General features: G+C 59.3%; 25 protein-coding genes. 16 read left to right on the forward strand and 9 right to left on the reverse strand.

The window, feature by feature from the left end:
* Window positions 1–1,125 (reverse strand): retention module-containing protein (locus ACM6JQ_RS07775; RefSeq protein ID WP_414893508.1); only part of this gene is annotated, 1,125 nt, incomplete at its 3' end.
* 532 nt (window positions 1,126–1,657) lie between these two features.
* Here ACM6JQ_RS07775 and ACM6JQ_RS07780 point away from each other — a divergent pair.
* The 3 genes from ACM6JQ_RS07780 to ACM6JQ_RS07790 all read left to right on the forward strand — a co-directional run bounded on the left by ACM6JQ_RS07780 (window position 1,658) and on the right by ACM6JQ_RS07790 (window position 6,670).
* A complete protein-coding gene (locus ACM6JQ_RS07780) occupies window positions 1,658–3,016 on the forward strand; it encodes a TolC family outer membrane protein (RefSeq protein ID WP_095049304.1) in 1,359 nt (452 codons plus the stop codon).
* Between the two features lie 122 nt (window positions 3,017–3,138).
* Window positions 3,139–5,298 (forward strand): type I secretion system permease/ATPase, encoded by a 2,160-nt coding sequence (locus tag ACM6JQ_RS07785; RefSeq protein WP_007914521.1) that lies wholly within the window; start codon window positions 3,139–3,141, stop codon window positions 5,296–5,298.
* Between the two features lie 10 nt (window positions 5,299–5,308).
* On the forward strand, window positions 5,309–6,670 hold the full coding sequence (locus ACM6JQ_RS07790; RefSeq protein WP_007914514.1) for an HlyD family type I secretion periplasmic adaptor subunit: 1,362 nt from the start codon (window positions 5,309–5,311) through the stop codon (window positions 6,668–6,670).
* 144 nt (window positions 6,671–6,814) lie between these two features.
* Here ACM6JQ_RS07790 and ACM6JQ_RS07795 read toward each other — a convergent pair whose 3' ends face one another.
* Window positions 6,815–7,411 (reverse strand): tRNA-uridine aminocarboxypropyltransferase, encoded by a 597-nt coding sequence (locus tag ACM6JQ_RS07795; protein ID WP_414893509.1) that lies wholly within the window; start codon window positions 7,409–7,411, stop codon window positions 6,815–6,817.
* 5 nt (window positions 7,412–7,416) lie between these two features.
* Window positions 7,417–8,310, reverse strand: coding sequence for a LysR family transcriptional regulator (locus ACM6JQ_RS07800; RefSeq protein ID WP_007914510.1), 894 nt, complete (start codon window positions 8,308–8,310; stop codon window positions 7,417–7,419).
* Window positions 8,311–8,706: 396 nt separating this feature from the next.
* Here ACM6JQ_RS07800 and speB point away from each other — a divergent pair, with 396 nt between their 5' ends.
* From speB to ACM6JQ_RS07830, 6 genes are all read left to right on the forward strand, one after another.
* Window positions 8,707–9,657: an agmatinase gene (speB, locus tag ACM6JQ_RS07805; protein ID WP_003222717.1), complete on the forward strand. Its 951-nt coding sequence runs from the start codon at window positions 8,707–8,709 to the stop codon at window positions 9,655–9,657.
* A 10-nt stretch (window positions 9,658–9,667) separates the two neighbouring features.
* Window positions 9,668–10,090, forward strand: coding sequence for a YybH family protein (locus tag ACM6JQ_RS07810; protein ID WP_123376289.1), 423 nt, complete (start codon window positions 9,668–9,670; stop codon window positions 10,088–10,090).
* A gap of 55 nt (window positions 10,091–10,145) precedes the next feature.
* The gene (locus tag ACM6JQ_RS07815) at window positions 10,146–11,648 is read left to right on the forward strand and encodes a purine-cytosine permease family protein (protein ID WP_123376290.1); all 1,503 of its coding nucleotides are present in this window, start codon (window positions 10,146–10,148) and stop codon (window positions 11,646–11,648) included.
* Between the two features lie 151 nt (window positions 11,649–11,799).
* Window positions 11,800–13,179, forward strand: a complete 1,380-nt coding sequence (locus ACM6JQ_RS07820) for a sodium:solute symporter (RefSeq protein WP_007914497.1) — start codon at window positions 11,800–11,802, stop codon at window positions 13,177–13,179.
* An 85-nt stretch (window positions 13,180–13,264) separates the two neighbouring features.
* The gene (locus tag ACM6JQ_RS07825) at window positions 13,265–13,990 is read left to right on the forward strand and encodes an MBL fold metallo-hydrolase (RefSeq protein WP_414893512.1); all 726 of its coding nucleotides are present in this window, start codon (window positions 13,265–13,267) and stop codon (window positions 13,988–13,990) included.
* Between the two features lie 42 nt (window positions 13,991–14,032).
* On the forward strand, window positions 14,033–14,281 hold the full coding sequence (locus ACM6JQ_RS07830; RefSeq protein ID WP_095113740.1) for a phosphopantetheine-containing protein: 249 nt from the start codon (window positions 14,033–14,035) through the stop codon (window positions 14,279–14,281).
* 105 nt (window positions 14,282–14,386) lie between these two features.
* Here the strand turns inward: ACM6JQ_RS07830 and ACM6JQ_RS07835 are convergent, their stop codons facing one another.
* Window positions 14,387–14,515, reverse strand: a complete 129-nt coding sequence (locus tag ACM6JQ_RS07835; RefSeq protein WP_007914492.1) for a PA1414 family protein — start codon at window positions 14,513–14,515, stop codon at window positions 14,387–14,389.
* A 142-nt stretch (window positions 14,516–14,657) separates the two neighbouring features.
* Window positions 14,658–15,551, reverse strand: a complete 894-nt coding sequence (gene ptrR, locus ACM6JQ_RS07840) for a putrescine utilization regulator PtrR (RefSeq protein WP_007914490.1) — start codon at window positions 15,549–15,551, stop codon at window positions 14,658–14,660.
* Window positions 15,552–15,655: 104 nt separating this feature from the next.
* Here ptrR and ACM6JQ_RS07845 point away from each other — a divergent pair, with 104 nt between their 5' ends.
* A complete protein-coding gene (locus ACM6JQ_RS07845) occupies window positions 15,656–16,837 on the forward strand; it encodes an MFS transporter (RefSeq protein ID WP_414893513.1) in 1,182 nt (393 codons plus the stop codon).
* Here the strand turns inward: ACM6JQ_RS07845 and ACM6JQ_RS07850 are convergent.
* From ACM6JQ_RS07850 to ACM6JQ_RS07860, 3 genes are all read right to left on the reverse strand, one after another.
* Window positions 16,782–17,714 carry a DMT family transporter gene (locus ACM6JQ_RS07850; protein WP_095113742.1) on the reverse strand — a complete coding sequence of 311 codons (933 nt, stop codon included), beginning with the start codon at window positions 17,712–17,714 and terminating at the stop codon, window positions 16,782–16,784. The genes ACM6JQ_RS07845 and ACM6JQ_RS07850 overlap by 56 nt on opposite strands.
* 266 nt (window positions 17,715–17,980) lie before the next feature.
* Window positions 17,981–18,382, reverse strand: coding sequence for a DUF2177 family protein (locus ACM6JQ_RS07855; RefSeq protein ID WP_007914485.1), 402 nt, complete (start codon window positions 18,380–18,382; stop codon window positions 17,981–17,983).
* Window positions 18,383–18,428: 46 nt separating this feature from the next.
* Window positions 18,429–19,265 carry a S1 RNA-binding domain-containing protein gene (locus ACM6JQ_RS07860; RefSeq protein WP_007914483.1) on the reverse strand — a complete coding sequence of 279 codons (837 nt, stop codon included), beginning with the start codon at window positions 19,263–19,265 and terminating at the stop codon, window positions 18,429–18,431.
* A gap of 341 nt (window positions 19,266–19,606) precedes the next feature.
* On the opposite strand from ACM6JQ_RS07860, the gene ACM6JQ_RS07865 reads away from it, so the two are divergent.
* From ACM6JQ_RS07865 to ACM6JQ_RS07875, 3 genes are all read left to right on the forward strand, one after another.
* Window positions 19,607–19,795 (forward strand): hypothetical protein, encoded by a 189-nt coding sequence (locus ACM6JQ_RS07865; RefSeq protein WP_016985943.1) that lies wholly within the window; start codon window positions 19,607–19,609, stop codon window positions 19,793–19,795.
* A 206-nt stretch (window positions 19,796–20,001) separates the two neighbouring features.
* Complete coding sequence (locus tag ACM6JQ_RS07870) at window positions 20,002–20,718, forward strand: TorF family putative porin (protein ID WP_007914480.1); 717 nt, start codon at window positions 20,002–20,004, stop codon at window positions 20,716–20,718.
* Between the two features lie 78 nt (window positions 20,719–20,796).
* Window positions 20,797–21,666 (forward strand): DUF6279 family lipoprotein, encoded by an 870-nt coding sequence (locus tag ACM6JQ_RS07875; RefSeq protein ID WP_007914478.1) that lies wholly within the window; start codon window positions 20,797–20,799, stop codon window positions 21,664–21,666.
* An 87-nt stretch (window positions 21,667–21,753) separates the two neighbouring features.
* On the opposite strand, the gene ACM6JQ_RS07880 is transcribed toward ACM6JQ_RS07875, so the two are convergent.
* Entirely contained in the window at window positions 21,754–22,146 is a 393-nt protein-coding gene (locus ACM6JQ_RS07880) for a transcriptional regulator (protein WP_414893514.1), read from the reverse strand.
* Window positions 22,147–22,321: 175 nt separating this feature from the next.
* Between ACM6JQ_RS07880 and ACM6JQ_RS07885 the strand changes: the two genes are divergently transcribed.
* The 3 genes from ACM6JQ_RS07885 (at window position 22,322) to ACM6JQ_RS07895 (ending at window position 24,254) form a co-directional block, all read left to right on the forward strand.
* Window positions 22,322–23,059 (forward strand): DUF899 domain-containing protein, encoded by a 738-nt coding sequence (locus tag ACM6JQ_RS07885; protein ID WP_414893515.1) that lies wholly within the window; start codon window positions 22,322–22,324, stop codon window positions 23,057–23,059.
* A 71-nt stretch (window positions 23,060–23,130) separates the two neighbouring features.
* Window positions 23,131–23,406 (forward strand): hypothetical protein, encoded by a 276-nt coding sequence (locus ACM6JQ_RS07890; RefSeq protein WP_007914473.1) that lies wholly within the window; start codon window positions 23,131–23,133, stop codon window positions 23,404–23,406.
* A 263-nt stretch (window positions 23,407–23,669) separates the two neighbouring features.
* Window positions 23,670–24,254, forward strand: a complete 585-nt coding sequence (locus ACM6JQ_RS07895) for a papain-like cysteine protease family protein (RefSeq protein ID WP_414893516.1) — start codon at window positions 23,670–23,672, stop codon at window positions 24,252–24,254.
* Window positions 24,255–24,257 lie beyond the last annotated feature (3 nt).

Genomic DNA, 24,257 nt, shown 5'->3' on the forward strand with positions numbered 1-24,257 from the left:
GGTGCCGTAAGTGCCGGTGAAAGTGCCAGGGGTTACCGGTCCGGTCGGTACGCGATCCGCACCTTGCACGTCGTTGGTCAGGACGTTGCCAGTCAGGGTCAGCTGAGTCTCTGACGCCGTGCCATTGCTGTCATCGAACGCTTTCGGCACGTCGTCGGTAATGTTGACGTCGAGCGTGCCGGTCGCGGTATCACCATTGCTGTCGCCGGCAATCACTGTGAACTGTTCGCTGAGATTGTTCGCGCCGTCGCCGGCTGCGTGGTTTTCGTTGCCGTTGAGGGTGTAGCTGTAGCTGACAACGCCAGTCGCCGGGTTGTACCCGGTGATGGTCAGGGTGTTGCCCAGTTGCGAGGTGATCGATTGCGGAAAGCCGATCGCCACACCGCCAACGATAACGTTGATGCCACCAATGCTCAGGCTGGTCAGACCGTCCGGCGCCGACACGGTAAAGCTGCCGCTTTGCGTGAGTGCGCCAGGGTTGGCCGCCGAGCCGGCAGGCAGATTGGCTTCATTGAGACTGAGTTCGCCGCCCGCCACGTTCAGGCCAGTGAGGGTTACAGGATTGTTGACCGGTGGCGGCACCACGACTGGCGGGGTGTCGTCACCGTTGTCGATGACCGCGTTGTGGCGTTCTTCGGGGAATTCAGGAATACCGCCAAACCCGGCAGTCGGGAAACCGATGATCGGGTCGACCCGACCGCCAACTTCCGTCAGCAAGACAAAACTGTGACCACCGCCCAGTTCACCCGGTGTACCACCCGGTGCATTCGGACCGGCGGCGGTGGCTTCGGCGCTTTTAGTCGGGTCATCACCGGCGGCGATGGCTTTCTGGATCTGCTCGACGTCGGTCAGTTGCGCGTCGCTCGGGGTCACGGCCTCCGCGGCATTGACATGCGCCGCCTGACCCGCCAGCAGTTCACCGGTCATGGTCATGCTGCTGCCGCGTCCGAGAGTCAGTTCCTGGCCGTTTTGCAGATGAACGGCGACGGCGCCTTCTGCGCCGGTGATCAGTTGATCGCCGGCAAACAGGCGATCCCCTTCAACCAGTGCGCGTTTAGTACCGTCGGCTGACTGGGCGAAAACCTGGCCAATGACTTTAGTGACTGTGCCGATGAGCGTTGCCATGTGAAATCCTCCGCTGCCGACCACCGTCGGCACTGGTAAGCGAAGCAGCCCATGGCTCAATCGGGTTGTTGCAGGTGACGCTCGCACCTTCAACAGTTCGTTTCGCAGGTGGCTTCTTCTGGAAACATCAGTGCTATCAAGCACTTCCGCATCCTGATCAAAGCACTACGCCCGCTAACGCTACGTAACGCTGGTGAATCACTCGAGTGACAAAAATCTGTCGCTCATCAGCGGTTACGCGTCCCTCCCCTTCAGCAGTACTTCGCCGTATGTCGCAAAGTGAATGGAACTTTCCTCAAGCCTTTTTGCGCTCCCTAAAGCGCATAAAACAAAGGCTTTCATGCTGAACAATGTGCTGGTTTTTACGAAGCGCATAAGTTTTTTTCGGCATAAGCCTTATGAAAATTTTTTCTTAGCTACGCTTCAGGATGTTCTTAGCTCTGTTGTTACAAGAGTGAAACGCCTACACCTAAAAATATCGTCAAATATTTGGCGACAGTAACACACCATCAGGACTCAGGGAGATGCACCCATGCGCGTTCTAACCCCCCTCTGCAGCGCGGTTTTGCTGGCCATGGCTTGCACTTCACAAGCCCAGGCCATGAACCTCACCGAGGCGATTCAAAGCACCATCGCCACTCACCCGGAACTGGCCTCGCGCGTGGACGCCCGCCTGTCGGCTGATGAACAGGTCAAAGTGGCCAAGGGCGGCTTCTATCCGTCCGTCGATTTGAACGCTGCGTATGGCCGTGGCTACAGCGACAACACCAACACCCGGGCCTTCGGTAATCACCACACCGAAATCCTCAATTACACCCAGTCCGAGCTGCGCCTGCGGCAAATGCTGTTCGACGGTTTCAACACTGCCAACGAGGTCGAGCGCACCAAAGGCGTGTCCAATTCGCGCGCTTACTACGCGCAAGGCACCGCTCAGGATCTGGCCCTGCGCACCATCGAGGTTTACCTCGAAGTGCTCAAGCGCCGCGAACTGGTGACCCTGGCCCGCAACAACTTGCAAGCGCACTTGCGGGTCAACGATCAGATCGGCCTGCGCACCGAGCGTGGCGTCGGCAGCACCGCCGACTCGGATCAATCGGTCGCGCGTAAGGCGCTGGCACAAAACAACCTCGATACCGCCGAGGTCGATCTGTCTGACGCCGAAGCCAATTTCTACAGCGTGGTCGGGCGCATGCCCGATGAGCTGGAAACGCCGGCCTCGACCCGTGGCGAACTGCCGACCGAATTGCGTGAAGCCCAGCAGAGCATGGTCGACAACAACCCGTATCTGAAATCCGCCCAGGCTGACGTGCAGTCGGCCGAGAGCCAGTATGAAGTCGCCAAATCACCCTTCTACCCGCGCTTCGATGCCGAAGCCGCCGTCGGCGCGAACAACAACGTGCAGGGCGACGAAGGCCACGACAACGAATGGCGTGTGGGTGTGGTGATGAACTACAACCTGTTCCGTGGTGGCAGCGACAAGGCGCGCCTGGCCTCCGATGCGCACCAGATCAATCAGGCCATGGACATCCGCAACAACGCCCTGCGCCAGCTGAACGAGAACATCCGCCTGGCGTGGAACGCCATGGAAAACGCAAAGAAACAGACCCCGACCGCCCGCGAATACGCCGAAACCACCAAGCGTGTGCGCGCCGCCTATCAGGATCAGTTCGGCCTCGGCCAACGCACCCTGCTCGACCTGCTCGACAGTGAAAACGAGCTCTACAACGCCAACCGTCGTTACACCGAAATCCGCTACACCGAGGAATATTCGATGTATCGCGTGCTGGCGAACATGGGCCAGTTGCTGAGCAAGCAACGGGTGGTGCTGCCGGCCGATGCGATCGCCGCGACCGAAGTGAAAAACGAAGCGCGCCTGCCCGAGCTGAAATAAACGGTGCAGGAGCTGACTTTGCCCTGACCTGATCGTTCCCACGCTCTGCGTGGGAACGATCACGCATCGACCGTAGAGCGTGGGAACGATCAACCTGAGTCCGTTCAACAGAGGCGATCAATATGACCAGCATGGAACCCGGCCATTCCGGGGTCGATCCGCGGCTGAGCTTCGATGATCCGTTACTCGACGGTCTGTTGATCCTCTGCAAACTGCATGGCGCGACGGTCAGCCGGGCCAGCCTGAGTGCCGGGCTGCCCCTCAACAAACAACGCCTGAGCCTCGATCTGCTGCCCCGCGCCGCCGCCCGGGCCGGGTTGCAGGCGCGGATTCTGCGGCGTGATCTGAAAGACATCTCGCCGCTCAATCTACCGATTTTGCTGCTGCTCAACGACGGCCGCACCGCTGTTCTGCGGCGTTTCGGCGACGACGGCAAAGCGCTGATTCTGCCCAGCGAAGCCGATGGCGGCGAACAATGGATCAACCGTGAAGAACTCGCCGAGCACTACAGCGGCCAAGCCTTGTTCGCCCGTCCGCGCCACGAACTCGAAGACCTGCGCTCGCCGCTGGTGCCACGGGTACATGCGTGGTTTCGCGACACCCTGAAGCTGTCGAAATGGCTCTACAGCGATGCGATCCTCGCCAGTTTCCTGATCAACCTGTTAGGCCTGATGGTGCCGTTGTTCGTCATGCAGACCTACGACCGCGTGGTGCCCAATCAGGCCACGTCGACCTTATGGGTGCTGTCGATCGGACTGCTGATCGGCACCGGTTTCGAACTGGTGTTGCGGGTGGTGCGTGCGCACCTGCTCGACACTGCCGGCAAGAAAACCGATGTGATCCTTTCCGCGACTTTATTCGAGCGCATTACCGGCATGTCGATGAAAGCGCGGCCGGCAACCATCGGCGGTTTTGCCCAGAGCATTCATGACTTCCAGGGCCTGCGCGAATTCCTCACGGCGGTGACCCTGACCAGCCTGATCGACCTGCCGTTCGTGGTGCTGATGCTGGTGGTGATCGGTCTGCTCGGCGGCTGGCTGGTGGTGATTCCGCTGCTGGCGTTTCCGATCACCATCGTCTTCGCGATGATCATTCAGGTACGTCTGCGTGACACCGTGCAGAAGAGCCTGAGCCTCGGCGCTGAACGCCAAGCGGTGCTGATCGAAACCCTCGGTGGCCTGGAGACCCTCAAAGCCTGCAGCGCCGAAAGCGAGCGCCAGCACAAATGGGAAAGCACCCACGGCGCCCTCACCCGCCTCGACAGCCACGCGCGCAATCTGTCGGCGCTGGCCACCAACGGCACGCTGTTCATTCAACAGTTTTCGGGGATGGCGACCATTGTCGCCGGGGTCTACAGCATCATCGCCGGTAATCTCAGCGTCGGTGCGCTGGTCGCCAGTTACATGCTCGGCAGCCGCGTGCTCGCGCCGCTGGGGCAGATTGCCGGGCTGATCACCCGTTATCAGCAAGCGCAACTGACCATGAAAAGCACCGACGCATTGATGGCCCTGCCGCAGGAACGCGACGGCAAACAGCGGCCGCTGGAACGCACGCAACTGCAAGGCGCGCTGGACGTCAGCGGCGTGACCTTTCACTACAACGGCCAGAACGCGCCGGCGCTGAGCAATGTCAGCTTCAGCCTGAAAGCCGGCGAGCGGGTCGGCATCATCGGCCGCAGCGGTTCGGGCAAAAGCACCCTGGCGCGATTGCTCATGGGCTTTTACGAACCTGAGGAAGGTCAGCTCCTGCTCGACGGCCTCGACCTGCGCCAACTCGATGTCGCTGACCTGCGCCAGCAGATCGGTTACGTCGCCCACGACCTGCCGCTGCTGGCCGGCAGTCTGCGTGACAACCTCACGCTCGGCGCACGTTACATCAGCGATTCACGCATGCTCGAAGTGGCCGAACTGACCGGCGTTACCGAACTCGCTCGTCAGCATCCGCAAGGTTTCGACCGGCCGGTAGGCGAACGCGGGCAATTGCTTTCTGGCGGCCAACGCCAAGCGGTGTTGCTCGCGCGATCCTTGTTGCTCGACCCGCCGATCATGCTGCTCGACGAACCGACCAGTGCCATGGACAACAGCAGTGAAGACTTGCTGCGGCAGAAGCTGCACGGCTGGGTGCAAGGCAAGACGCTGCTGCTGGTCACCCACCGCACCTCGATGCTGAGCCTGGTGGACCGCTTGCTGGTGCTGGACAACGGCCGGGTCGTCGCTGACGGCCCGAAAGAAGCGGTCATCGATGCACTGCGCAAGGGCCGTGTCGGCTCGGCGGCGGTCTAGGAGTTGCCCCATGTCTGCTTCCTCCGATAGCAAAGATCGTGGCTACTTCGACAGTTTCGGCAAAAGCGCCGAAGCCGAATTCATGCCGGAAACCGCCGGCGCGTCCTTGCAGGATTCGCCGCGCTGGTCGCGGATCACCGTGTGGCTGGCCGCAGCGTTGCTGATCAGCGCGGTGGTCTGGGCCAAATTCGCCGTGCTCGAAGAAGTGACCATGGGTGAAGGCAAGGCGATTCCGTCGAGCAAGGTTCAGGTGATCCAGAACCTTGAAGGCGGGATCGTCACCGAGATCTTTGTGCGCGAAGGGCAAATGGTGAACAAGGGCGATACCTTGCTGCGCTTGGATGACACACGCTTTCGCTCGAACAAGGGTGAGAGCGAGGCTGATCGTTATGCGCTGACGGCGCAGGTCGAGCGGCTGTCGGCAGAGGCCGAAGGTCGGCCGTTCAAGCTCTCTGATGAAGTGATTGCCAAGGCGCCGCAAGTCGCCGAAGACGAACGTTCGCTGTACGAACAGCGCCAGCGTCGGTTGGCCAGCGAGCAGCGTACGCTGAGCGAGCAACTGCGACAGAAGACTCAAGAGCTGGCGGAGTTTCGCTCCAAGCAGGGCCAGTTCAGTTCCAGCCTGGCGTTGCTGCAACAAGAGATGAACATGTCCGAACCGCTGGTAAAAACCGGCGCGGTGTCACCGGTGGAAATTCTCCGGCTCAAGCGCAGCGCGGTAGAAATCCGAGGCTCGTTGAACGCCACGACCCTGGCGATTCCCCGCGCCGAATCGGCGATTGCCGAGATCCGCAGCAAGATCGACGAGTCGGAACAGACCTTCCGTTCCGAGGCGGCGAAAGAGCTGAATGAGAAACGCACCGACCTGTCGAAAATCACCGCCACCAGCATCGCCATCGATGACCGTGTGACCCGCACCACCGTGACCTCACCGGTACGCGGTGTGATCAAGCAAATGAAGGTCAACACCATCGGCGGCGTGGTCCAGCCGGGCAGTGACATGGTCGAAATCGTACCGCTGGAAGACAACCTGCTGATCGAAGCCAAAGTGCGCCCACAGGATGTAGCGTTCCTGCATCCGGGCCAGAAAGCCATGGTCAAGTTCAGCGCTTACGACTACACGATTTACGGCGGGCTGAGCGCCAAGCTTGAGCTGATCGGTGCTGACACGATCACCGATGACAAGGGCAACAGCTTCTATCTGATTCAGGTGCGCACCGATAAAAACCATTTGGGCGGGGATGTGAAACCGCTGCTGATCATTCCGGGGATGGTGGCGACGGTGGACATTATTACCGGGGAGAAAAGCGTCCTCGATTACCTGTTGAAACCGGTGCTGAAAGCGCGGACCGAGGCGATGCGCGAACGCTAGAGATATCCGGATTTTGTGGTGAATTGACTGGCCCCATCGCTGGCAAGCCAGCTCCCACAGTGTCCGTGTCGGCCACAAAACCTGTGAACACCTCAGAACCTGTGGGAGCTGGCTTGCCAGCGATGAGGCCAGCAAGAATACCGACTATTTTTCAGCATGATTACGCTGGAAAGTCTCCTCCCCCATCGCCGCAATCTGCCCCTCGATCAACGCCTCGAACGGCTTGAGCAACGGCTCGAATGACGTCGGTGCTTCCAGCGTCTGCAACGCCTGCACAATCGCCTCAATGGTCGACAACGCCCCCGGCCCCGGTGCTTTGCGCAAGCGATAGCGCGACACGCCACCCTCGGCCAGCGTCACCCGTGGCAACGCCGCCAGCAGCGGATTGAGGTGCAGCATCTTGCGCGCCTTGCGCCAGGTGCCATCCGGAACGACCAGCAACAGGGGTTCATCGGACTCGCCGTAAGCCTGCATCGGCTGCGCATCATCAGCGGGAAACAACAACCGCGCCCGATAGCCCGGACGGTTCAACAGCGCCGGCAAATTCTCGAACACCTCACCAACAATCATCTCGGCATTGCTCAACCCGAGTGCCGCCAACCGCGCGGTATTCAACGCATGATTAACTTCACTTGGATGCTGCAACAGCAACACCCGCGTGCGGCTGTCGAGGCTCGGGATCAACGGGCACAGGCAATGGGTTTGTGGGCGCAGGCAGCGCGGGCATTGAATTCTGGACATCGGTCTTAAGCCTGATTGAGCTGTGCTTTGAGCAAATCACGGAAGGTCTGGATCAGCGGTTCGCGGCTACGGCCGCGGCGCATGATCATCGAAAACGGTGCCTGATAACCAAACGTCGCCGGTAGCAGCACGCGCAAATCGCCCTTGTCGGCCCACGCCTGAGCGTAGTGTTCTGGCAAGTAACCGATGTAGGCGCCGGACAGCACCAGAATCAGTTGCGCTTCCATACTTTCCACGGTGGCGGCGCTGTGTTTGAAGCCGTGGCGGGCCAATTCGGCCTGACTCCAGTACCCACGCCCAACCATGCGTTGCTGGGTGATGACTTGCTCGGGAATCCGCCGCTCGTTGAACAACGGATGGCGGCTACTGCAATACAACCAATGTTGTTCGCGGTACAGCGGCATGTAAATCAGACCGCTCATGCGTGTGGAAAACGCACCGATGGCCAGATCGAGACGGTTGTCCTGCACGCCGAGTTGCAACTCGTAGGGGCTCATCACCGACAGGTGCAAATGCACCGCCGGGTGTTCCTGGCTGTAGGCGCCGATGGCTTCGGCGAACGGCAAGGCCTTGTCGCTGACGGTGGAGTCGATCACACCGAGGTTGAGCGTGCCGCGCAGTTCGCCCTTGAGCGCGGCGGCGTATTGCTCGAAACCTTCGAGTTCGGCGAGCAGGCGCAAGGTTTCCTGATGGAACAGCTCACCTTTGCTGGTCAGGCTGAACCCGCCGCGCCCGCGATGACACAGCACCAGGCCGAGCGCGGCTTCGAGCTGGCTCATGTAAGTGCTGATGGCCGAGGTCGACAGGTTGAGTTCCTGTTGCGCGTTGGCAAAACCCTGATGACGGACGACGCTGACGAAAATGCGCAATAGTTTCAGGTCGGGTAAAGCGTTGGCCATGTCTGCTCCGGGCTTTGCAACTGTGTGTCTGTGGGAAAAGCCCCTCACCCCAGCCCTATCCCCGAGGGAGAGGGAGCTGATCTCCATGGCTTTCAAATCCTGAGTTCAACTCGTTTTTTCAGGTCGCTGCAGATTCCGCTGACAACTCGGTCGGCCCCCTCTCCCTCCGGGAGAGGGCTGGGGTGAGGGGGCCGCGATGTTCAGCCAGGCAAGAATCTCAAGATCGCAAAGTCTAATCCCAGCCTCGCCATTAGTTTAGAAAAATCTGAACTAAGTTTTTGCCCGTAGCGATTCTTCCGCCGCACTACATTTCGCATCATCGGCCCCACAGCGGCGTCCGCCCCCTGCTCTACGGCGCGCCGACATAAATAAAACAAAGACGATGAGGCCCTACCCGTGGACAAGATTCTTCACCAACCACTGGGCGGCAACGAAATGCCGCGCTTCGGCGGCATCGCCACCATGCTCCGACTCCCCCATGTACCGACCGCTGCCGGCCTGGACGCTGCCTTTGTTGGCGTGCCCCTGGACATCGGTACTTCGCTGCGCCCCGGCACCCGCTTCGGGCCTCGCGACATCCGCACCGAATCGGTGATGATCCGCCCGTACAACATGGCCACCGGCGCGGCGCCATTCGACTCGCTGTCGGTCGCCGACATCGGTGACGTGGCAATCAACACCTTCAATCTGCTCGACGCCGTGCGCATCATCGAAGAAGCCTACGACAACATCCTCGAGCACAACGTGATCCCGATGACCCTGGGTGGCGACCACACCATCACCCTGCCGATCCTGCGCGCGATTCATAAAAAGCACGGCAAGGTCGGTCTGGTGCACATCGATGCCCACGCTGACGTCAACGATCACATGTTTGGCGAGAAGATTGCTCACGGCACGACCTTCCGTCGCGCCGTCGAAGAAGGTCTGCTGGATTGCGACCGCGTGGTGCAAATTGGTCTGCGCGCGCAGGGTTACACCGCTGACGACTTCAACTGGAGCCGCGATCAGGGCTTCCGCGTAGTTCAAGCCGAAGAGTGCTGGCACAAGTCGCTGGCGCCGCTGATGGCTGAAGTACGCGAGAAAGTCGGCGGTGGTCCGGTGTACCTCAGCTTCGACATCGACGGCATCGACCCGGCCTGGGCGCCTGGCACCGGCACCCCGGAAATCGGTGGTCTGACGACCATTCAGGCGATTGAAATCGTCCGTGGCTGCCAAGGCCTCGACCTGATCGGTTGCGATCTGGTAGAAGTCTCGCCCGCTTATGACACCACCGGCAACACCTCGCTGCTGGCCGCCAACCTGCTGTACGAAATGCTCTGCGTACTGCCTGGCGTGGTCCATCGCTAAGGGTCGGGTCATGAACGAACGTGATCAGGTTTTGCGAGCGGCCGCCGAGCTGGTGGCCGCCTTCGCCCGTAACGATCGCGAAGCTTACTTCGGCGCGTTCAGCGCCGATGCGAGTTTCGTCTTCTACACCCTCGAACAGCCGCTGCTGTCGCGCGATGCCTATCAGGCCTTGTGGGACAGCTGGCGCGCCGAGGATGGCTTCGAGGTGCTTGCGTGCACGTCGAGCAACGCCTTCGTCAGCCTGCAGGGTGACGTGGCGATTTTCATCCATGACGTGGCCACCGAGCTGCGCATGCAAGGGGAGCAACACTTCAGCCAGGAGCGCGAGACGATTGTGTTCAAAAAACACGCGTCGAGCCTAGAACAACAAGGCCATTGGCTGGCCTGCCACGAACATTTGTCCGCAATGCCGGAAGGGCTGCCATCCCCTTAGCCAAGACAGGTGACGCTCACGCACGATGAGCGCGCCTTTATGATCGGAGCAGATCATGAATAACAACAACAACGACCAAAGCCTTACGCAGATTGAAACCCACGGGGTCGAACAGATCCCGGACCACGAACGCAGCGCAGGTCCGACGGACTTGTTCCGGATGATCTTCGGTGGTTCGAATACCTTTGCCACCGCCGTGCTCGGCAGTTTCCCGGTGCTGTTCGGTCTGTCTTTTCAGGCCGGCGTCTGGGCGATTGTGCTGGGCGTGCTGCTCGGTTCGCTGATCCTCGCACCGATGGGCCTGTTCGGCCCGCTCAACGGCACCAACAATGCCGTGTCGTCCGGCGCACACTTCGGCGTGCACGGGCGGATCGTCGGTTCGTTCCTGTCGCTGTTGACCGCTATCGCGTTTTTCTCGCTCTCGGTGTGGAGTTCGGGCGATGCGCTGATCGGTGGTGCGAAACGCCTGATCGGCTTGCCGGAAACTGATCTGACTCTGGGCCTGGCCTACGGTCTGTTCGCGATTCTGGTGCTGACCGTGTGCATCTACGGCTTCCGCTTTTTGCTGTGGGTGAACAAGATCGCGGTGTGGAGCGCCAGCCTGCTATTCCTGCTGGGCATCTTCGCCTTCGCCGGTCCTTTCGACGCGCATTACGCTGGCACCGTCAGCCTCGGTCAGCCAGGCTTCTGGGCCGCGTTCATCGGTGCTGCGCTGGTGGCGATGAGCAACCCGATTTCCTTCGGTGCGTTTCTCGGCGACTGGTCGCGCTACATCCCGCGTGAAACTTCCAAGCAACGGATCATGGCGGCGGTGGTGCTGTCGCAGATCGCCACGTTCATCCCGTTCCTGTTCGGCCTGACCACCGCGACCATCGTCGCGATCAAGGCGCCGGACTACATCGCGGCGAACAACTATGTCGGCGGTTTGCTGGCGGTGTCGCCGAGCTGGTTCTTCCTGCCGGTGTGCCTGATTGCGGTGATCGGCGGCATGTCCACCGGCACCACCTCGCTGTATGGCACCGGGCTGGACATGTCCAGCGTGTTCCCACGGGTGCTGTCACGGGTTAAGGCGACGCTGCTGATCGGCGTGCTGTCGATTGCCTTCATCTTCATCGGCCGTTTTGCGGCGAACCTGGTGCAGAGCGTGTCGACCTTCGCCGTGCTGATCATCACCTGCACCACGCCATGGATGGTGATCATGATCATCGGCCTGTTGGTGCGTCGCGGCTTCTACTGCCCGGATGACCTGCAAGTGTTCACTCGCGGCGAACAGGGCGGACGCTACTGGTTCAGCCACGGTTGGAACTGGCGCGGTCTGGGTGCATGGATCCCGAGCGCGGCGGTTGGCCTGTGCTTCGTGAATTTGCCGGGGCAGTTCGTTGGCCCGCTAGGTGAAATGGCCGGCGGCATCGACATCAGTTTGCCGGTGACCCTGGGCCTGGCCTCGGTGGTGTACCTGACGCTGCTGAGCCTGTTCCCGGAACCGCGCGAAGTGTTCGGCCCGAAGGATGCCCGGCGTGAAGCCGCAGTAAAACCTCAACTGCGTCAGGCCGCCTGACGCAGATCCCTGTAGGCCTTCGCCTGCTCGCGATGACTTCAGCACATCCAATAAAGATGTGACTGACAGACCGCTATCGCGAGCAGGCGAAGGCCTACAAGGGAAATGATTTTGGCCTCAACATAAAAAAGACAATCGGAGACACGCCATCATGGCTTTGGATTTATTCGTCGTCCTCATCTACGCCGCCGGCATGCTCTTGCTCGGCTACTTCGGCATGCGCAAGGCCAAGACCAACGAGGACTTTCTCGTTGCCGGTCGTAACCTCGGCCCGAGCCTGTACATGGGCACCATGGCCGCGACCGTTCTCGGTGGCGCGTCCACCGTCGGCACTGTACGTCTGGGTTACGTGCATGGCATTTCCGGTTTCTGGCTGTGCGCGGCACTGGGTTGCGGCATCGTTGCGCTGAACCTGTTTCTCGCCAAACCGCTGCTGAAACTGAAGATCTACACCGTCACCCAGGTTCTGGAAAAACGCTACAACCCGATGGCCCGCTCGGCGAGCGCGGCAATCATGCTGGCTTACGCGCTGATGATCGGCGTGACCTCGATCCTGGCGATCGGCACCGTCCTGCAAGTGCTGTTTGACCTGCCATTCTGGGTTTCGGTACTCGTCGGTGGTGGCGTCGTGGTGATCTACTCGGCGATCGGCGGCATGTGGTCGCTGACCCTGACCGACATCGTCCAGTTCATCATCAAGACCGTGGGCCTGATGTTCATCCTGTTGCCGATCTGCCTGTACCGCGTCGGCGGTTGGGACGAACTGGTGCTGAAACTGCCGGCGACTGCCTTCAGCTTCACCACCATCGGCTGGGACACGATCATCACCTACTTCATGATCTACTTCTTCGGCATCCTGATCGGTCAGGACATCTGGCAACGGGTGTTCACCGTCAAGACCGCCAAAGTCGCGCAATACGCCGGCAGCATCGCGGGTATCTACTGCATCCTCTACGGCCTGGCTTGCGCGCTGATCGGCATGGCTGCACACGTGCTGATCCCGGATCTGGACAACGTCAACAACGCTTTCGCCGCCATCGTCAAACTGTCGCTGCCGGACGGCATCCGTGGTTTGGTGATCGCTGCGGCACTCGCTGCAATGATGTCCACCGCCAGCGCCGGCCTGCTCGCCGCGGCCACCACGCTGACGGAAGACCTGCTGCCGAAACTGCGTGGCGGTAAACCGTCGAGCCTGGGCATCAACCGCCTGTTCACCCTGCTGACCGGTGTGGTCGTGCTGGGTATCGCGCTGGTGGTGAATGACGTGATCAGCGCCCTGACGCTGGCGTACAACCTGTTGGTGGGCGGCATGCTGGTCCCGCTGATCGGTGCGATTTTCTGGAAACGTGCGACCACCGCCGGCGCCATCGCCAGCATGGGCCTGGGTTTTGCCACCGCGCTGCTGTTCATGTTCAAGGACGGTCTGGATGCGAACACGCCGATCTACTACAGCCTGGCTGTAGGTCTGGTGAGCTTTGTGGTGGTGAGCCTGGTCTCTCCTCGCCCGGCAACCGTGGCGAGTGCGATCTAAGCTCTGATGTAACGACTTGATGCTTTCTTCGACGGGTGTGGCGTCGGTTGCCACACCCGTTTTTTTCGTCTGAAGGAAAGTGCTGATGAAGATTGTTTCTCGCGGTAAATGGTTCGAAGTACAACACCTGAGTGACGGCATTCGGCTGATTCACGAGCCGTATATTCGGCCGTTTTACCGATGCAACCTCTGGCACGTTCAGGGCCGTGACAAAGACTTGTTGCTGGATAGCGGTTCAGGGCTGGTCAGCCTTCGTGAGCAGTTGCCGTGGCTGACTGAACGCCCGTTAGTGGCAGTGGCCAGTCATTGCCACTTCGACCATATCGCCGGCCACCATGAATTTGCCGAACGACTGGTGCATCCCGCCGAGGCAGACATTCTGGCGGCGCCGGATGGCGAAAACGATTTGAGCCGCGCCTTCGTCGGCGACGACATGTTTGAAGCGCATCCGGACTGCCCGTTGTGCTACGCCGAATACCGGGTCAAAGCCGCGCCGGCCACCGGGTTTGTCGAGGACGGCGATGTGCTCGATCTGGGCAATCGCACACTGCAAGTGCTGCACACGCCGGGGCATTCGCCGGGCGGGATCAGCCTGTATGAGGCGGCGACGCAAACCCTGTTCAGCGGCGACATCATTTACGACGGGCCGCTGATCGAAGACGCCTACCACTCCAATCTTGAGAATTACGCCGCCAGTCTGCGACGTTTGCGGGCGTTGCCGATCCGCACGGTGCATGGCGGGCACTTCGACAGCTTTTCCGGGGAGCATTTGCGCTCGATGATTGACGAGTGGTTACGCGGCCACGCCTGAGGCCTGCTTCACTCAAGCACAACAACAATCAGAAAATCTGCCATGAGAAGAGCTGCCGTGCGTGCCGCCGTGCATCGATATATCCGGCGTCTGCTGGAAACCCATGAATTCAACGACAACACCAGCCTCGTGCAATTGGGCCTGGAGAAAGCTGATATAGAAGATTTGATCTTTCATCTGGAAGATGAATTCGGACTGACGGCGTTCACCGCCGAGGAAGACCGCATGCTCAAGACCGCGAAGACCGCGAATGACTTGAGCCGGTTTTTGCTGGAGATCGGCCGTCATTAAAAGCAAAAGATCGCAGCCTGCGGCAGCTCCTGCATTAATCCATGTAGGAGCTGCCGCAGGCTGCGATCTCTTGACCTTGAATCCTTTGATCTCGGATCGGGGGCGTTACCGGCGCCGTTGTTGACGGCGGCGCTGCTCGTCATCGGTGCGGATCGGTACAGGTTGCAGAGGCGGTTCGATCAAGCCGAGGGCAACACCCAAGTCGTGCAGCCAGTTTTGAATTTTCTCTTTCATCGTCATGCCCCCTTCAGGGTGGTGCTGAGCGGCCGGAATTCTGAGGCCGCTTCGCACTGATAATAGTCCGAAGTCCTACGCAATGCTCGGCCAAATCCGCAATGATCTGTTACTGAATTGAACAGGAATCGCCGGCATTGGTTCAGGCGGTTTCGCGGGTTTCGATCTGAGCCGCAGGATAGACAGCCTGCTGCACCTCGATCCAGGCATTGAGGTTGGCGCCGACCATGCCTTTGCGCCACATGAGCCATGTTGTCGCACCCACGAATGGCTCGGCCAACGGGTGCGCGGCGACGCTCTCGCGCCCCGGCAGGCTGGCCAGCATCGACTCCGACATCAGCGCCACACCACTGCCGGCGATCACACAGGCGAGCATGCCCTGATAGGACTCGATCTCCATCGCCCGGCCCATCGTCGCCTGGTAGTGCGAAAACCACGCCTCCAGACGCATGCGATAAGAACACCCGCGACGAAAGGTGAACACCGACCGCCCTTCGACATCTCGGGCGCCACGCACCGGCGGATGATCAATTTCGGTGATCAACACCAGTCGTTCCTCGCACAACGGCACACCGTCGAGGCCAGCCAACTCCAGCGGTCCATCGACCAACGCGGCATCCAGGCGTCCGGTCAGCAACCCCTCCAACAACTCACCACTCGGTGCCGACTGCACCTGCAGATTCACCGCTGGATATTGCTTGTGATAACGCGCCAGCAACGCCGGCAGATGAATCGCCGCCGTGCTGTACATGGTGCCCAGAGCAAAATCACCGGCCGGCTTGCCACCCATCACCGCCGCGCTGGCCTGATCGCGCAGGGCAAAGAGTTTGGCGGTGTAGTCCAGCAGGACTTTTCCTGCAGGCGACAGTTGCAAACGCTGACGCTCACGGACGAATAGCTCGACACCGAGCTGCTCCTCCAGTTGCTTGAGCCGGGTCGATAGATTCGACGGCACGCGGTGCAGGCGTTCGGCGGCGCGGGTGATTGACCCCTCTTCGGCCACGGCCTGAAAGATCCGCAGTTGGCTGAACTCCACAACCTTTCTCCAGAACAGAACAAGTTACTCACTATTATTCAATTTTAAAGAAAGTCAATCAGTCCTAGCCTGACGGTCATTGATCCTTCAACGGAATCCCGACCATGTCGCCATTGATTCGCTTATCCGCCTGCTTCGTGGCCCTGATGATGGCCATGGGCATCGGGCGTTTCGCCCTCACCCCGCAAATGCCACACCTGCTCAGCGAAGGGCAGATCGACCTGACGGCCGCTGGTCTGATTGCCGCGGCCAATTACCTCGGTTATCTGCTCGGCGCGGTGGACGCGATGTTTGCGCATCGCCCGCAGCAGGTGCAACGGCGCCTGCACGGCGGCTTGTGGTTGTGCGTGCTGCTGACCCTGGCGTCGTTCTGGGCCAATGGCTTCTGGTCGCACTTGCTGTTGCGCTTCGGCACCGGGGTGGCGAGCGCCTGGGTGCTGGTGATGATCACGTCTTTAAGCCAACCCTTGGCGGCGGCAGCGGGTCGCCCAGGTTTGGGTGCTCTGGTATTTGCCGGACCAGGTCTGGGGATTTTTCTGACGGGGGTGCTGGCGCTGGTCTCACATCTGCTGAATCAGACGTCCGCAACGTTGTGGCTGATTTATGCCGCAGCGGCGTTGGTGATGATGTTGGGGGTCTGGCGTCTGCTGCCAACGCCTGTCGCAACGACAACGGCGGTTGCTGCGGCGGTCAGTCCGTCGAATCGGGGCATTGGTCGACTGGCGGTGATCTATGCGCTGTACGGCGTCGGCTACATCATTCCGGCAACCTTCCTCTCGCAAATGGCCAATGCGCAGTTTCACGGGCAATGGCAGGCGGATCTGTTCTGGCCCTGCTTCGGTCTTGGCGCTGCGATTGGCGTGTTGCTGGTGAGCCTGCGGCGTCACGATCGCGCAACGACCCGTCACTGGTTGATGGCGACGCTGTGGCTGCAAGCGGCCGGGGTGTTTGCCTGTCTGCTGGGCAGCGGACTTGGCCTGGCACTGGGCGTGATCCTGTGTGGCATGCCGTTTCTGGCTTGCATGCAACTGGTCATGCAGCGCTCGCGGGAACTGGCGCCGCACGCCACCCAGCGCAACGCCGGGATGCTCACTGCCTGCTTTGCGGTCGGCCAGCTCAGCGGCCCGCTGCTGGCCGCGTTGAGCAGCCATTTCAGCGGCGGTTTGCAGCCCGCATTAGTGATCGCCGGCAGCGGTTTGCTGCTGGCCGGCGGCCTGGCGATGCAATCGACTAACGTTGGCCGAGCGCTTTGCGCAAACGCCGGCGCAACCACTGCTCGGCGCTGACAAAGGTGATACCGAGCAACACCAGCACCGCGCCGATGATGAAGTTCACGCTCAGTTGTTCGCCGAGCAGCAACACGCCAAAGGTCACGCCGAACAGCGGCGTCATGAACGAGAATACCGCAAGGTTCGCCGCCAGATAACGGCGCAGCAACCAGAACCAGATCAGGTAACTGAAGAACGATACGACGAGCCCCTGAAACAGCACACTGGCGACGGCCACAGTGGTGAGGCTGACATGAGTGATCTGGCCGCTGAAAAGCGCGATCAACAGCAGGCCGAGGAAACCGACGATCAACTGATAAAACAGGGTCAACGTCACCGGCGCTTCCGACAATCGCGAGGCGCGCACCACCACCGTGGTTGCGCCCCAGCAGGCACCGGCCAAGACACCAAAGGCATCGCCCAGGAGCATGCGCCGATCAAGGTCATTCCAGGACACGCCGCCAGCGAAAGCAATCGCAATGCCGATAAACGCGAGCAGAATCCCCAACCATTGCAACGGTCGCAGTCGCTCACTGGCCAACAGGAAATGCACGCCCAGCGCGGTAAAAATCGGCGCGGTATAGAGGAACACCGACATGTGCGCGGCAGTAGTCAGTTGCAACCCTTCGGCGATGAAGAAGAACTCCAGACCGAACAACGCACCGGCCAGCAGCCCGCCACGCCAGGTCACGCCAACCTGATCCCAGCCGCCCTTCCAGCAGATCAGCAATCCCACCAGCAACGCAGAGATCCCCGAGCGCGCGGCCGCTTGCATGACTGGCGCGATGTCGGGCGCCGCCCATTTGATCATCACCTGCTGCACACCCCAGATCAGGCACAGACCGATCATCACTTGCAGGGCAAAACTGTCGGCATTGCGCCGCTCGACACTCACCGCAACACCTCGAACACACACAACATGGCAGGCCATCCAATGGTCAAAAACAGTGCCGGGGATTATCAATCAGTCAGAGGGAAAAAGCCGTCTGGAAAAGACATTTAGTTCTTCAGTGGCGGCAGGGGTGAATGGCTGTCGGCTGCGCCGCCATTCGCTGGCAAGCCCGCTCCCACAGTGACAGGTTGTCCGCTATTCCACTGTTCGACACAAAACCCTGTGGGAGTCTGGCTTGCCAGCGATGGCGTCAGTTCAATCAACCCTGCTTATGGATCTGAATGCAGTCGTTTAGCCAACAAAAACCCAACGCTACAAGCCACTGCCGTGGCAAACGTCCCCCACGCCCAATCCATCAATGACACCTGCACCGACCACCCGCGCAACGTCGCCCAATTGGTCAGGTCGTAAGTGCCATACGCCACCAGCCCCAATAACGCCCCCCGCTTCGCCGCCCATTGCCACGTCACGGCCGGCAGCACCACAAACACCACACAACCAAAAACATACAGGCAATAAAAAACCGCTGCCGGAACCAGCAGCGGTTTTTCGAGCATCAGCGGACCGAGCAGTTCGCGATAGGTCGGCGCCATCAACAGGCCGAGCCAGATACCGTCGAGCAACAGAAACGTCACCAGCGTGGCAACGTAGGCAATCAGCGCTTTTTTCATCGACCCGACCTCGTGTGTGCCCCATGCAACATGGGCCACCCAAGGCTCAGGTTAGTTCAATGCGATCGGCATGAATGACGATCTTGCCTTCCTTGTACAGCGCACCGATGGCCTTCTTGAAGTTGCCTTTGCTGACGCCGAACAGGCTGCTGATCAATGCCGGATCGCTCTTGTCGCTGACCGGCAATGTGCCGCTGTTGTCGCGCAACTTGGCGAGGATCTTCGAGTTCAGGCTGCTGGCCGCTTCCTGGCCAACCGGTTGCAGGCTCAGAGCGATCTTGCCGTCGGCACGGATTTCCTTGATATAGCCCTTCTCGATCATGCCGGCGCGCATGAACTTGAAGATTTCGTTCTTGTGAATCAAACCCCAGTGCTTGTTGTTGATGATCGCCTTGAAGCCCATGTCGGTGGCTTCGGCAACCAGCAGATCAACTTCCTGGCCCTGGCTGTAGTTGGCCGGGGTCTTGTCGAGGTAGCGATCCAGACGCGCGGTCGCGGTGATGCGGCGGGTGTGCTTATCGAGGTAGACATGCACCACGCAGTATTCGCCGGCGGTCATCTGGCGCTTTTCTTCGGAATACGGCAGCAACAGATCCTTCGGCAGCCCCCAATCGAGGAACACACCGATGCTGTTGACTTCAACGACTTTCAGACTGGCAAATTCGCCGACCTGAACTTTTGGTTTTTCCGTGGTGGCGAGAAGTTTGTCTTCGCTGTCCAGATAAACAAATACGTTGAGCCAATCTTCATCTTCGGTAGGAATATCTTTCGGAATATAACGATTAGGCAAAAGAATCTCGCCGTCAGCACCGCCGTCCAGATATAAACCGAAGTTAGTGTGTTTCACCACTTGCAAACTGTTGTAACGCCCGACTAAAGCCATTTTCCGAAACCCTCATTGCGTGGGCGGCATTCTACCCGTTTTTGGCGTGCCCGTCGGGCGGCAGATCCGCACACTGTTGAAACCCGCTCAACGCCTTGATTTTCCTTGCTCGCGCCAGTGCTTGAGTGCCGCTCGTCAGGCAGGCACAAGCGCTCGCGAGTGAAAACCTGAATGCCGTAACACCTGAATGTTCTTATTTAAAACAGCAGGTTAGCCGAATATTTCGAACATTTAATCGAGAATAATGCAGCAATGAGGTTGGTTATTCCCGGGGATATTTGCCAAGCAATTGTCAAGTTATTCCTGTACGATGCCTGGCCGAGTTACTTTTCTACAGGTTAATGGCCGCCATGCGTGTAAAAGCATCCACCAGCAAAGCAAAGCCAGCTCCAGCCGTTGAAACCAGCGAATCGATCAACGATCAGATCGCAGCGTTCCTCAAGTCCGGCGGCGAGATTCAGCAAATTGCCAAAGGCGTCAGTGGCCAGACATTCGGCCCGTCCAAGCAGATCAGCCTGGGCAAGAAGTAATACCCGGTTTACACCCGTCCAGAGGCGCTTTGAGCTTCGAAGCGTCTGGACTGGCACCGCGCAACATACCCTCCGCATTAAACAAAAATCCTTTTAAATCGACGAACGGCCTTCAACGCCGAGCATTCGCCGGTATCCTTGCACGCGTCTAGATCAAGCGTTTCAGCAGGCCCGCCGCCCTGCCCTCGCTGTTCATGGAGTGACGCATGCGCAAACCATCCTGTTTATTACTCGTAGGCCTATTGGCTAGTGCGACCGCGCACGCGCAGATTTTCCAGCGTGAGCTCGGCGACTTCGACCTCAAACTCGGCACCACGCCGACACGTAGCATGGCCCAGGGTCTGGTCAAACCCGCGGCAATCGGTTCCTTCCACGGCGGCCTCGACCTGAGCCACGACAGTGGCCTCTACGTTGGCCAGTACGCGCCGAGCATGGGCATCACGCCGGGCAAGAACCTCGAGATCGACTCCTACGTCGGTTTTAAACAGCCTTTCGATCAAACCCTTGGTTACGAAGTCGGGATGATCCACTACAGCTATCCCAAGGTAGAAACGCTCGACAGCCAGGAGCTGTTCGGTGGTTTGACCTTGCTCGGCAGCCGCTTCGGCGTGGCCTTCAGCAACGACCCGGATAAACAGAACAACACCTTGTTTGCCGATCTTGGCGGCAATCAACCGTTCGGCATCGGCGTCAGCATGAAATACACCACCCACCAACTGAACACGCCGGTAGCTGTGGACGGTGGTTATGTCGGCAGCTTTACCGATTGGTCAGTGAAATTGTCCCGGCCATTCATGGGCGTCGATCTCGACCTGATCTACAGCAACTCCAGCCTCAGCGGCAGCGATTGCTCGGCCTACTCCGGGCACAACAGTCAGTGCGACGGCCTCGTCACCCTCAAGGCTGAACGCGCGTTCTATTGATCGGCTGAACTGCCGGGTTCATTCTGCGTTCACATAGGAATCAGTCCCTCGAAGCCAGGCTCACGCAAGGATTCGCCCATGTCTCGCTGGTTCAAACACATCGCCGCGCTACTGATCTTCACCCTCGCCCTCGGCGCCTGCAGTCGCGTCGGCCTGGCCTATCGCAATCTCGATGTGATCATTCCATGGACGCTCGGCGATTACCTGGACATGAACGGCGAGCAGAAAGACTGGTTCAACGAACGCCTCAAGGACCACCTGAGCTGGCATTGCACCACGCAATTGCCGGGCTACCTGGACTGGCTTGATCGCCTGCAGACAATGGTCGAAACCAATCAGGTCACCGATGCCGCGCTGCAGGCCCGCACGGTGGAGGCCAAGCAGGCCATCGCCGAAACAGCGCGGGAAATCACCCCGTCCGCCGTCGAGCTGTTGCAAGGTCTGGACGACAAACAGGTGGCGGAAATGAATGACGCGTTTGCCAAGGATTTGCGCAAGCGTCAGCAGGAATACCTGAAACCACCGCTTAAGCAGCAAATTGCCGAACGTGGCGCGCGCATGGTTAAACGTCTGAACGATTGGCTGGGGCCACTGAGCGCCACGCAGGAGCAGCGGGTCATGGCGTGGTCGACCGCGCTGGGCGATCAGTACACGCAATGGATCGCCAATCGCGCCCATTGGCAGAAGCAGTTCAGTGCCGCAGTCGCACAACGGAAAAGTCCCGAATTCCCACAGAGAATCGAGACGCTTCTGGTCAATCGCGAGACCTTATGGACAGCGGATTACCGCAAGGCCTTTGCCGATACTGAGGCGCAGGGACGCTCGCTAGCAGTGGATCTGATGGCCGAAAGCACGCCGCAACAGCGGCAGCGGTTGTTGAAGAAGATCGAAGGGGTGCGCAAAGACTTCAACGACCTCAAATGCCTCAAGGCCGCGAAGCAGAATTAGAAGATCAAAACATCGCAGCCTTCGTCAGCTCCTACACCGATCTCTGTAGGAGCTGCCGAAGGCTGCGATGTTTTGCCCTGTGGAAAATCAGGCGATCTGGGCTTTTGACGCCACTTCATCAAACGTCGCCTCAGCCAGCGCATCCTCCTGCTCATCCAGCACCTGACGCGGGTGATCGTTGCCGGGAATGCTGCTGGCGATCAGGCTCAGCAAGCTGGAACCGCGCGGCGTCAGGACAAAATTGTTACCCGTGCTGCCCTCCTCATCCGGACGCGGTGCGATGTAGCCGCGCAACAGCAGCAACCTTTCATAGTCGCAAGCCAGCGTTTTCAGATGATCCAGATTCTCGATCGGCTCGCCGGCGCTGGCTTTCGCCGCGGCATAGTCTTCGGCGTAGGCCCGTGGGGCAAAACTGTGGCCGGCGCTGTTCTGCACTTCGTGCAGCAAGCGTTCAATCAAATCCCAGTTATAAGTCGTCATCCTGATACAACCTCCGGTGCGCGTGATTTATGGCGCGTTCATAGGTTGTGACCGGAGTGGCTGTCAGCCGTTCAGCCGCATTTCCCGAGCCGACCGACCGGCGGTCTGTCGATTTTCAGCAGGGTTAAACGACTAGTCTGAAACAGACGGTTTCAACCCCGCAGGAGAAATCATCATGAACATTGAGAATCATCCGGTGGTATCGCGCGAAGAATGGCTCGCCGCCCGTAAGCAACATCTGATTCACGAGAAAGCCTTCACCAAGGAACGCGACCGGCTGAGCGCGGAACGGCGCGCTTTGCCATGGGTGAAGGTCGACAAGGACTACCACTTCCAGGGTCCGAACGGTGAATTGAAACTCACTGACTTGTTTGGCAAACACAGCCAACTGGTGGTTTACCACTTCATGTTTGCCAAGGATTGGGAGGAAGGGTGCCAGGGTTGCTCGTTCCTCAGCGACCATATCGATGGCGCCAATCAGCATCTGGCCCATCACGACATCGCCGTTGTGGCTGTTTCTCACGCCCCATTCAATGAGTTCCAGGACTTTAAACGGCGCATGGGCTGGAAGTTTGATTGGGTGTCGTCAGAGAGTTGCGACTTCAACTACGACTTCGGTGTTTGCGCCCGGGCAGAAGATGTCGCGGCGGGAAAGGCTACGTACAACTACGAAAAAACTGACAGCGCCGAGGAAGAAATGCCCGGGCTGAGCGTGTTTTATCGCAACGCGAATGGCGACATTTTCCACACCTACTCAACCTATGCTCGCGGTCTCGACATGCTGGTCGGTGCCCACAACTACCTCGATCTCACGCCCAAAGGCAGGAATGAAGACGAGATCATGGAATGGGTTCGGCATCATGATCGTTATGAGCAAGGTGCTAAATCGAGTTGCTGCCACGAAGAGCAATAAGCACTGAACTTTTCCCGCGCTCAAGGCCTCAACCGGTTAACCCGCCTTAACCGGAACTGAGGCCTGCCCCGATGAAAACCCTGATCAAGCTCACCCTCGCCGCCACCCTCGCTTGCGCCCTGCCCGTCTGGGCCTGTACGCCGGAGGAGGCCACCGCCAAACGTGAACAACTGGCCAAGGAAGTCGCCAAGCTCACCGAACAGAATCCGGCCAAGGCCAAAGAGATCAATGCCGAGTTGCAGAAAATGGATCTTGGTACGGCCAGCAAGGACCTGCCGGACAAGTGCCAATTGATTGATCAGCGGTTGAAAGAATTGAGTACGGCTGAGAAAAAAGCCGAAAGCTAAAAGCCAGGTCAAAACATCGCAGCCTGCGGCAACTCCTGCATCGATCGCTGTAGGAGCTGCCGCAGGCTGCGATCTTTTGCTTCTGAAAATGCATTAATGCATTTATTTATTTGCACTAATGCATATCTCTGACTAGGGTTACCTCGAGCAAGGAGATCGGAACCGGCCACAGAAGATGGCAACCGTTAAGCACCGATCGCTCAGCAATACCGCAACACCCTCACAAGCAAGATGCTTGTTTTCATTCATGGAGGATTGAAAAAATGTTAACCACAGAAGCAACACGATTCACCGGCGAATCACTGCCAAGGTGCCTGGTCAGCCATCTGCTCGACCCGCAACTGGTCGAAGTCGAGGCCGCTGAACAGATCAGCGCCCTCGCCGCTGGCAGCCTCAACTTCAACATGCAGAAACAGACCCAGACCAACTGGTGCTGGGCCGCCGTGTCCGCCTCGGTTGGCAACTATTACGGCACCGGAAACTGGACGCAGTGCGGCGTGGCCAGCACCCAGCTCGACCGCAACTGCTGCAATCAGCCGGGACCGTGCAACGTCTACGGCTATCTGGATTCCGCTCTGCAAACCACCCGCAGTTACAACGGCATGAATCAGGGCTCGCTACAAATGTCGGCCATTCAGAACCAGATCAGCATGGGCCGCCCGGTCGGCTTGCGCTGCGCCTGGTACGGCGGCGGTGCGCACTTTCTGACGATCTACGGCACCAATGGCGATTACGTATTGGTTGCAGACTCGATCTACGGCTATTCGACCCGCGCGCTGAACGCGTTCCCCCGTGCCTATAACGGCGGCGGCAACTGGACCCACACTTACTTCACCGTGAAAAACTAGGAG

The organism is Pseudomonas sp. IT-232MI5, from assembly GCF_949767845.1.
Lineage (GTDB): Bacteria > Pseudomonadota > Gammaproteobacteria > Pseudomonadales > Pseudomonadaceae > Aquipseudomonas.